9 protein-coding genes are annotated in these 9,011 nt (G+C 66.2%); 5 read left to right on the plus strand and 4 right to left on the minus strand.

Annotation, left to right across the window (positions count from 1 at the left end):
• The first annotated feature begins 113 nt into the window (after positions 1–113).
• The gene (locus OCL97_RS22165) at positions 114–680 is read left to right on the plus strand and encodes a GNAT family N-acetyltransferase (protein WP_377371868.1); all 567 of its coding nucleotides are present in this window, start codon (positions 114–116) and stop codon (positions 678–680) included.
• Positions 619–1,380, plus strand: a complete 762-nt coding sequence (locus OCL97_RS22170; protein ID WP_377371869.1) for a GNAT family N-acetyltransferase — start codon at positions 619–621, stop codon at positions 1,378–1,380. The genes OCL97_RS22165 and OCL97_RS22170 overlap by 62 nt, the downstream gene beginning before the upstream one ends.
• Positions 1,381–1,520: 140 nt before the next feature.
• Here the strand turns inward: OCL97_RS22170 and OCL97_RS22175 are convergent, their stop codons facing one another.
• Complete coding sequence (locus OCL97_RS22175; protein WP_305704740.1) at positions 1,521–2,936, minus strand: PhoPQ-activated protein PqaA family protein; 1,416 nt, start codon at positions 2,934–2,936, stop codon at positions 1,521–1,523.
• 346 nt (positions 2,937–3,282) lie between these two features.
• Between OCL97_RS22175 and OCL97_RS22180 the strand changes: the two genes are divergently transcribed.
• Positions 3,283–4,272, plus strand: a complete 990-nt coding sequence (locus OCL97_RS22180; RefSeq protein ID WP_377371870.1) for a sensor histidine kinase — start codon at positions 3,283–3,285, stop codon at positions 4,270–4,272.
• A gap of 210 nt (positions 4,273–4,482) precedes the next feature.
• Here the strand turns inward: OCL97_RS22180 and OCL97_RS22185 are convergent, their stop codons facing one another.
• Both OCL97_RS22185 and OCL97_RS22190 read right to left on the minus strand, forming a co-directional pair.
• Complete coding sequence (locus tag OCL97_RS22185) at positions 4,483–4,962, minus strand: MFS transporter (RefSeq protein WP_377371871.1); 480 nt, start codon at positions 4,960–4,962, stop codon at positions 4,483–4,485.
• A gap of 47 nt (positions 4,963–5,009) precedes the next feature.
• Entirely contained in the window at positions 5,010–5,699 is a 690-nt protein-coding gene (locus OCL97_RS22190) for a Bcr/CflA family efflux MFS transporter (protein ID WP_377371872.1), read from the minus strand.
• 94 nt (positions 5,700–5,793) lie between these two features.
• Between OCL97_RS22190 and OCL97_RS22195 the strand changes: the two genes are divergently transcribed.
• Entirely contained in the window at positions 5,794–6,807 is a 1,014-nt protein-coding gene (locus tag OCL97_RS22195) for an alpha/beta fold hydrolase (protein ID WP_377371873.1), read from the plus strand.
• 9 nt (positions 6,808–6,816) lie between these two features.
• The gene (gene pip, locus OCL97_RS22200) at positions 6,817–7,809 is read left to right on the plus strand and encodes a prolyl aminopeptidase (RefSeq protein WP_304780199.1); all 993 of its coding nucleotides are present in this window, start codon (positions 6,817–6,819) and stop codon (positions 7,807–7,809) included.
• Here the strand turns inward: pip and rodA are convergent.
• Entirely contained in the window at positions 7,806–8,963 is a 1,158-nt protein-coding gene (rodA, locus tag OCL97_RS22205; protein ID WP_377371874.1) for a rod shape-determining protein RodA, read from the minus strand. The genes pip and rodA overlap by 4 nt on opposite strands.
• Positions 8,964–9,011: the final 48 nt, after the last annotated feature.

Raw genomic sequence — 9,011 nt, forward strand, 5'->3', positions numbered from 1 at the left:
CTTCATCGACGGCCCCAAGGCTGCTGCGTCGATGCTAGATTCTAAGCTGCTTCGCCGTTTTTACACAGCCTGGACCCGTAGCGGTCGTTGGGACAGTCGCGTAGCCTCGCCAAATGCGCGAGTGGCTCCAAGACATTCCCGAGCAGATTTTGACCGATAGGCTTCTGATCCGACCGCATCGCCAGGGTGATGGGAGGGCGCTCCACGACGCCATCATCGATAGCTTGGCCGATCTGCGCCGTTGGCCAGCCGCGATGGGTTGGTCGTTGGGTGACCAGTCCGCTCAAGGGTCGGAAGAGTTCTGTCGGGCCTGCAGCGCGGCCTTCTCCCGGCGAGCCGATTTCCCGCTACTCATCACCCTACGCGATAGCGGAACGATAGTCGGTTCAAGCGGCCTGCACCGTCCCGACTGGAGCGTTCCAAAACTGGAGATTGGATGGTGGGGCCGGTCCACTTACTCCAAACGAGGCTTAATAACTGAAGCTGTGGCGGCGATTTTGGAATTTGCGTTCGTTCATCTGCGAGCTCGACGCGTATTTGCTCTGCCTGACGACCAGAACGACGCCAGCTGGCGTATCTGCGAGCGAGTTGGAATGAGCTACGAGGGTCTGATGAAGCATGAGCGCGCGGAACCTGACGGCACGCTCAGGAACACCCGGCTCTACGCCATGGTTCGGTGAGGACCGGTTTCCAGCCCTAGCTGACATTCTCCGGGTTGGCTTCGGGACGGTGAGAGTTGGGTCTGAGATTCGTCGGAGCGGCAACGACCGCACGCGACCCGTTGCGGAGGTTAACAACATTGCCCTGGTTAGGTACGCGTCGTTGGAGGAAGTTGCATTTCCTACCCACGCTGAACGTTGGGAAGTGGCCGTGGAACTGTTGAGCGTGCCTCACGCCGATCTGTCTCGCAGCCTGCGACCCAAGGTTCAGGCGCTGTTGGCGATGGCATTTCCCGATCTGGAGGGCGACTACTACAAGGGTCCGGTTCCGGATCGCCTCTTCATATGCTGTGACGACTCCCAGCCCGTCGCCCATTTGGCCGCCTACAGGCGAACAGCGAAAGCCGACGACAAGGACTGCCTCATCGGGATGATCGGAGGGGTGGCTGTCTCTCCTACGCATAGGAGAAAGGGCCTATCCAAGCTGCTCATCCACGAGGCCCACCAGTTCTTCCGATCCGAAGGGATTAGCCACACGATACTTTTCGCATTCGAACCAACGATATACGCCTCCTCTGGATACGAGCTTATGACGAACCCGGTGAGATTCGTTGAAGCTGGCGAGGAGCGTCAGTTCGTCTACCGGGGGAGTATGATTGCGCACCTTGATGGGTCTGTTTGGTCGGTCGGTCTTCTAGACCTCCAGGGTGAAGTGGTCTGACCCCGCACGACCGCTCCCCACCCATTACTGACCCTCTCAGGGTCTGGTTCGGGGTTGGACAGCATTCGACAGCGTCCACCCCACTGGAAGTTCTCTGAGACCTTGCGCACAGCAGCTTTCTGGGCGCCCCGGCAGCCTTGCTAAGACGTTGGGGCGGTGATGGGTTTAGCGTCCTCCCAGCGGTAGGGGAGCACGTCCGGGCTGACCTGAACCTCGGTGGTAAACTTGAACGGGTACTTGGTCCCGCTCGGGTAGACGAGCTCGACGAAATAGGCGGTGAACCCCGACTTAAGCTGCGCCGGGAGGCCCACGTAGCTGCCGTCCTTCTGAGGCTGCAGGCGAGTGGCGGTGAAGGCCTTGCCGATACTGTCGACGCGGAAGTCGCGGGCCTTCGGATTGGTCCCCTGCCAGAGGAAAACTTCCATCGGCTTGACGGCCGAGCGCACCACGATCGCACCATCCTTGCGCACCCCCCACCGGTAGCTGGGGATCGGTCGATTGCGGATTACCGCGTCGTGGAAGGCGGTGATGCTTTCCATGATGTCGGTGCCGGCGGTGGAGTGTTTGGAGTTGGGGATCATCCGCAGCCGCTTGGGCTCGGCGACCTTGTAGTAGCCGAAGCGGGTGTTGTCGGGCGGGAAGTACTCGTCGCCCACAGCGTTGATGACGAACTTCGGGATCCGCATCTGCGGGCGGTCCTGATAGTTGATCGGGTCTTCAATGAGGTTCACGCCCCGGAGCCCAGGCTTGCCGATCATTCCGGGGATCAGGCCGTAGTGGACGTAGTCGCCGAGTGCCGGCGAGAAATAGCCCATGGCTCGCCAGTGGTGGATAGCGGTAGCGTCGACATTCAGCACGTTGATGACGATAGGCACGATGCCGATGACGCGCCGGTCAACCGCCCCGACCAGCCAGGTGGTCCAGCCGCGCTTGGACCCGCCGGCCACGACGAAGCCATTTAGCTTCATGCGACCGCCGGCGTCGCTCGCCAGGTACTGCTGGGCCGCGGTCATCGCCTGGGTCCCGCTCTTCACCATCGGCAGGCGGAGCAGCTGGTTCGGGTCGCGCGTCTTGGCGTAGCGCGCCTGAAGGTAGGCGATGATCTCGTCCTCGACATGATCTTTGGGCTCATCGGAAAAGCGCAGCGGCTGGTTCGGCACGTCGTCCAGCTCGACGACCACCGAGCTGGTTTCCACCGCCAGCTTGGCGAAGCGATCGACGGCTTTGGTGGGTGCGGCGTCGCCCTTGTCGCCCCCGGTGATGTAAAGGAAGCCCTTGTCGCTCGTGACCTTGTCGGGGACGATCACCGTCACCCAGTGTTTCCAGAGGTCCTGTCCGGGCAGCATGGTCTCGGTGGTCCAGCTCTGGGAGGTCATCTCCAGGACAGCGCCGTGGTATCCGGGCCCCGAGATTGGCCCGACCACCTTCCAGCCGAAGCTCGGCTCCGGCTTGGCGACGTAGGCGTCGAGCGCATTGGGGCCCTTGGCGACGGCGGCCGGAGCCGCGGCCAACGCAGCGGCGGCGATCACGCCACCCAGCAGCTTGAGCAAATTCATCGAGAACCTCCCATGGACCTTTCGACGGTCCTTGGGCGGAACACTGTCACAGGCGAGCGGCTGGTGTCCGCAGGCAATCGGTTTTGCTCCCGCTTTTGCGTGACGCGGCGCGCCTCCCTCTTCGCATAGCACCGGCTGTCAGAGGCCGCATCGGGATCCCGTTTGTGCGGGCGGACGAGTGCCCGCTCCCCACCCTTCTCGGACCCTAAGCACGTCCGCTTCCCGCCCCCGAAGCCCTCGTCCCGAGTGGTGCTTGATGGCGGCGGGCTTCCGGAATGGACTTTCTGGGGGTAGCTTCGATAGGTAGAGGTAGCCGCCGCGCTCCGCGCGCCCTGCCGGGAGCCGCATGCCTCAAGATTTCTTCCGACACCCCGCGTGGCGAGGCTACCTGCTGGCCCTCCTCGCCTGGGGTGTCGCCTTCGCCTTGCGCTTCGGGCTGGCGCCCTGGTTCCCGCCGGGCTTTCCCTACCTGACCTTCTTCCCGGCCGTGGTGCTGGTGGCCTACTATGCCGGCCTGCGGCCTGCGATCCTGACCGCCACACTGTCTGGCCTGGCCGCCTGGTGGTTCTGGATCGGTCCGCCAGGCTTTGACATCGGCGTCGCCACCCTGGTCGCCCTGGGCTTTTACATCTTCGTCGCGGCGGTCGACATCTTCTTCATCGTCGGCATGGACGGCGCGTCGCGGCGGCTGTCCCGCGAGGTCGAGCGCAACGCCGCCCTCGCGGAGAGCCGCGACATCCTGCTGCGGGAAGTGCAGCACCGGGTCTCCAACAATATCCAGGTGGTGAGTGCGCTGCTGAGCCTGGAAGCGCGCGCCTCGACCGATCCGGGCGCCCGCAAGGCCTTGGCCGACGCCTCTGCGCGCACCGCCCTGGTCGCCCAGATCCAGCGAAGCCTGGCTGACGCCGAGCGCCAGGCCACCGCCTTTGAGTTCCTGGCGCGCTCCATCGTCGATGACGCGCTCAAGGCGGCCGCCCGCGACGATGTCGCCGTCTCCATCTCCAGCGGCGGGGTGGTGCTGTCGGCCGAGGAAGCCACCCCGGTCGTCCTGATCATGCTGGAATGCGTGAACAATGCCCTGGAGCATGCCTTCCCGGATCGTCCCGGCGAGATCACGATCGATCTGTCCGACGACGGTGCGGTTCGAACCCTGGTCATCGCCGACGACGGCGTGGGCGTCTCCGGAACGGCGACCGCCGAACTCGGGAGTCTGGGTCTCAGGATCATCACCGCGCTGACGCGACAATTGGGCGGTCAATGGTCGCTTCAGCCGGCCGACCCCGGCGCGAGCGCCCGGTTGTCCTGGCCGAGTTCCCCCGCGTCGCGCCAGACCTGACACGCCAGCCGCTGCGAGCGCCCTGCGGAGCAGGGTCGGATAAGGGGTTCTCGCAGGCGAACCCCTTCACGTCATCCCGGCCGCAGCGAAGCGGAGAGCCGGGATCCAGGGGCGGTGCGCGCCGCCCCTGGGTCCCGGATCGGCCTGGCGGCCGTCCGGGATGACGGGAGGGGTTGTGCGGCGAGCGGAGGCTGACCCCTCCCCCGCAAGCTAAGCCTCGCCCTTTCTCGGCATTGCCAGGAACCTGAGCGCAAGGGCCGAGCCGATCAGGGCGATGAACATGGTGAGCGCCATGGGCCGCGCGGTGCCGTCGTGCAGAAGGCCGGTGAGGCCCGAGGCCAGGGCGCCGACGCCGAAGGAGGCGCCGCCCATCAGGGCCGAGACCGAGCCTGCGCGACGGGTGTCGACGTTCAGGGCGCCGGCCATGGTGTTGCCCTGCATGAAGCCGTAGGTCCCCAGCAGGATGAAGAGCATGGGCAGGACCGTCCACGGCCCGCCGATCCCGGTGACGGCGGCGATGGCCAGCAGGGCCCCGGCGGCGACCGAAGCCAGGCTTGCGCGGCTAAGCACCTCATCGGGGGTCGCGCGGCGCAAGGCGTAGCGGTTGATCTGGCTCGATCCGATGACGGCGGCGGCGTTCAGGCCGAAGAGCCACGGGAACTGGGTGGGGGTCGCGCCATAGGTCCCCATCAGCAGCGCCGGCGAGGCGGAGATGTAGGTGAACAGGGTGGCGCCGTTCAGGGCCCCGGCAGGCAGTAGCCTATCAGCCGCCGCTGCTTCAGCAGGGCCATGTAGGCGCCGAAGGGGCTCTCCGACATCGCCTGGGCCAGGGTCTCGGCCGAGCGCGACTCCTTCATCCGCCAGAGGGATGCGCCGCCGACCACCAGGCCGAAGGCGGCCAGGAACCAGAAGTTCAGCCGCCAGACGCCGGCCACCAACAGGGCTGCCCCCAGCAGGGGCGCCAGGATGGGCGCAAGGCCCATGATCAGGGTCATGAGCGACAGCATCCGCGCCGTCTCGGTGTGGTTGAAGCGGTCTCGGACCACGGCGCGGGCCACCACGCCGCCGGCGCAGCCGCCCAGGGCCTGGATGAACCGCGCGCCGATCAGCATCTCCGGGGACGACGCCAGGGCGCAGGCGATGGAGGCCAGGATGTAGATGGCCACCCCCACCACAATGGGCGGACGCCGGCCAAAGCGGTCGGAGGCTGGTCCATAGATGAACTGGCCGATGGCCATGCCGGCGAAGAAGGCCGCCAGCGTTCCCTGGGTCTGGGCCGGGCTGGCGCCAAGATCCGCTCCGATCGCCGGCAGGCTGGAAAGATACATGTCGATGGACATCGGCGCGAAGGCCGTCAGCGATCCCAGCAGGATCACCAAGCCCCACGGGGTTTTCTCCGGGACGTATCGCGCGCGGGGATCGCTCATGGTCCGGTTCTAGCGCGGTTCGGCCGGGTGGGAAGGCTTGCCTTTCCCGACCGGAAGGCCTGCATCATAGGAAGGAACGCACAAGGAACCGCCCATGTCCGCCGCCCTCGACCGACAGATGCCGCCCGTCCAGCACGCCGCCGTCAACGGTATCGACATGGCCTATTACGAGGTCGGGCCGCGCGGCCAGGGTGCGCCGATCATCTTCTGTCATGGGTTCCCGGAACTGGCCTTTTCCTGGCGCCACCAGCTGGCCGCCTGCGAGGCCGCCGGTCGCTGGGCGATCGCGCCGGACCAGCGCGGCTACGGCCTTACGTCCCGGCCCGAGGCGGTCACCGACTACGACATGGAGCATTTGACCGGCGACCTGGTGGGGCTGATGGACCACCTGAAGATCGACAAGGCGGTGTTCTGCGGCCACGACTGGGGCGGCATCATCGTCTGGCAGATGCCGCTGATGCACCCCGACCGCTGCGCCGGCGTCATCGGCCTCAACACCCCCTTCATGCGCAGGTCGCCCTTCGATCCCATCGCCGCCATGCGCATGGCGTTCGGCGAGGACATGTACATCGTCTGGTTCCAGAAGCCGGGCGTCGCTGACGCGGTCCTGGGCGCCGACGTCGACAAGACCATGCGCTTCTTCATGCGCAAGCCTGCGTCGGGCGACGCCATGGACGCCGGGTCCGGCCTGGACATGTCGACCCCGGCCGCAGAGGGCCAGTCGACCTTCGCCTTCGGCGACCTGCTGGACGCCTGGGACAAGTCCGACACCGTCAACCAGCTGCTGAGCCCCGAGGAACTGGCCGCCTTCGTGGAGACCTTCGAGGCCACGGGCTTCACCGGCGGCGTCAACTGGTATCGCAACTTCACCCGCAACTGGGAGCGGTCAGCCGAGCTTCCGACCCGCGTCGACGGCATCCCCTGCCTGATGATCATGGCCGAGAAGGACGTGGTGCTCTCGCCCGCCATGGCCGAAGGAATGGAAGATGTGATCGGTGACTTAGAGAAGGTGCTGGTGAAGGATTCCGGTCACTGGACGCAGCAAGAAAAGCCCAAAGAGGTCAATGACCTCATCCTCGGCTGGATGGATCGCCGCTTCCCGCGTTAGATAGGGATGATGGAACGCAACACCCCGCCGCCCGCCCTCTCCTCCTCCACGAACCGGCGCGGCCTGTTCCCGGAGAGCGAGCCCTTCACCTATGGGTGGATGCCCACCGGCGGCGAGCACGAGATCTTCTACGAGGTGTGCGGCAATCCGGAGGGCAAGCCCTGTGTGATCCTGCACGGCGGCCCCGGCGGGGCGATCAATCCCACCATGCGGCGGTTCTTCAACCCGTCGAAGTGGAAGATGGTGTTGTTCGACCAGCGCGGCTGCGGCAAGTCGCGGCCCAACGCCAGCCTGGACGACAACACCACCTGGTCGCTGATCGACGACATCGAGCGCCTGCGGATCCATCTGGGCGTCGAGAAGTGGACCGTGTTCGGCGGGTCCTGGGGCTCAACCCTGGCGCTCGCCTACGCCATCACCCATCCGCAGCGGGTCGAGGCGCTCGTCCTGCGCGGCGTCTTCCTGCTGACCCAGCGGGAGCTGCGCTGGTTCTACCAGGACGGGGCCAGCTTCCTGTTCCCCGACGCCTGGCAGAAGTTCGTGGCCCCGATCCCGGAGGCCGAGCGCGGAGACATGGTCACCGCCTATCACCGCCGCCTGACCCACACCGACCGCCGCGTCCAGGCCGAGGCCGCCGCGGCCTGGAGCCAGTGGGAGGGCGACACCATCTCCATCCGCGGTCCGGAGGCGAGGCCCTCGAAGTTCAACGAGATCGACTTCGCCATCGCGTTTGCACGGATCGAATGCCACTTCTTCGCCAACAAGGGCTTCTTCAGCGAGGACGGCTGGATCCTGAAGAACATCGGCAAGATTCGCGGCATTCCCGGCTGGATCGTCCAGGGCCGCTTCGACGTGGTCACGCCGATGGAGAGCGCCTGGACCCTCAAGACGGCCTGGCCCGAGGCCCGCTTCGAAGTGGTCTGGGACGCCGGCCACGCCTCGACTGAGCCCGGCATCGTCGATGGCCTGGTGCGGGCGACGGACCAAGCTTTCTCGGTTTAGAGGAAGCTGCCCTTGCCGCTGGTCACTTCCGAGTAGCGGTGGACGCGAACGGCCTGGACCAGGCCAAAGCCGATCATGACGGTGGCCATGACGGTGCCGCCATAGGAGAGCATCGGCATGGGCACGCCCACCACCGGCGCCAGGCCCATCACCATGCCGCCATTGATCATCACATAGAGGGCGAAGGTGGCGGTCACCCCCGCCGTCGCCAGGCGACCGAAGTGGGAGTGGGCCAGGGCCGCGGTGCGCAGGGCCATGAAGATCACCACGGCGTACAGGAACAGCACCGAGAAGCAGCCCACGAAGCCGAACTCCTCGGCCAGGGTCGCGAAGATGAAGTCGGTCTGCTTTTCCGGCAGGAAGTTGAGCTGGCTCTGGGACCCCAGGCCGTAGCCCTTGCCCAGGAAGCCGCCTGAGCCGAGCGCGATCTTCGATTGCAGGATGTGATAGCCGGAACCCGACGGGTCGCTCTCAGGGTCCAGGAAGGTGAAGATGCGTTTGCGCTGGTACTCGTGCAGCACGAACATCACCATCGGCGGCACCGAAACGACCGCCGCCCCGAGGCCCGTGGCGATCACGCGCCAGTCGAGGCCCGCCAGCACCACCACCGCCACACCGGTCATCAGGATCAGCATCGCGGTGCCCAGGTCGGGCTGGTGCGCCACCAGCACGACAGGCGCGGCGATCATCAGGACCGGCACAAGCAACCACCAGGAGAAGCGCGCGTCGTCGGCCGAGATCGAATGGTAGAAGCGCGCCAGGCCCAGCACGATCCCGAGCTTCATCACCTCCGACGGCTGGAAGCTGCCCAGGGGCCCCAGGTCGAGCCACCGCTGCGCGCCCATGCGCGTGTCGCCGACCGCCTCCACCAGGACCAGCAGCACGAGGCCGACCCCATAGAGGGGGTAGGCGATGGCGAACCAGACCCGCAGGTCCACCATTGCCAGGACCACCATCACCACGAAGAGGACGCCGAAGCGGAACAGGTGCGCACCCGCCCAGGGCTCCCAGGACGAGCCGGCGATGGAGAACATCATCAAGGCGCCGGCCCCGGCGATCAGGCACAGGGCGAAGGAGAACAGCCAGTCGATTTCACTGAACTTGACCACCAGCCGGTCGCGTTCGCCCGGGCGGGTCAGGGCGCTGACGGTCATACGGCGCCTCCAGACGGGCGGGTGGCCAGCGGCGGCGCGCCGGGCACG

Source organism: Phenylobacterium ferrooxidans (genome assembly GCF_042714595.1).
Lineage (GTDB): Bacteria > Pseudomonadota > Alphaproteobacteria > Caulobacterales > Caulobacteraceae > Phenylobacterium > Phenylobacterium ferrooxidans.

What these genes read in the sequence shown, in the direction of transcription:
- OCL97_RS22165 (WP_377371868.1), top strand. Translation starts at nt 114, where the DNA reads ATGCGCGAGTGGCTCCAAGACATTCCCGAGCAGATTTTGACCGATAGG.
- OCL97_RS22170 (WP_377371869.1), top strand. Translation starts at nt 619, where the DNA reads ATGAGCGCGCGGAACCTGACGGCACGCTCAGGAACACCCGGCTCTACG.
- OCL97_RS22175 (WP_305704740.1), bottom strand. Translation starts at nt 2,936, where the DNA reads ATGAATTTGCTCAAGCTGCTGGGTGGCGTGATCGCCGCCGCTGCGTTG.
- OCL97_RS22180 (WP_377371870.1), top strand. Translation starts at nt 3,283, where the DNA reads ATGCCTCAAGATTTCTTCCGACACCCCGCGTGGCGAGGCTACCTGCTG.
- OCL97_RS22185 (WP_377371871.1), bottom strand. Translation starts at nt 4,962, where the DNA reads ATGGGGACCTATGGCGCGACCCCCACCCAGTTCCCGTGGCTCTTCGGC.
- OCL97_RS22190 (WP_377371872.1), bottom strand. Translation starts at nt 5,699, where the DNA reads ATGAGCGATCCCCGCGCGCGATACGTCCCGGAGAAAACCCCGTGGGGC.
- OCL97_RS22195 (WP_377371873.1), top strand. Translation starts at nt 5,794, where the DNA reads ATGTCCGCCGCCCTCGACCGACAGATGCCGCCCGTCCAGCACGCCGCC.
- pip (WP_304780199.1), top strand. Translation starts at nt 6,817, where the DNA reads ATGGAACGCAACACCCCGCCGCCCGCCCTCTCCTCCTCCACGAACCGG.
- rodA (WP_377371874.1), bottom strand. Translation starts at nt 8,963, where the DNA reads ATGACCGTCAGCGCCCTGACCCGCCCGGGCGAACGCGACCGGCTGGTG.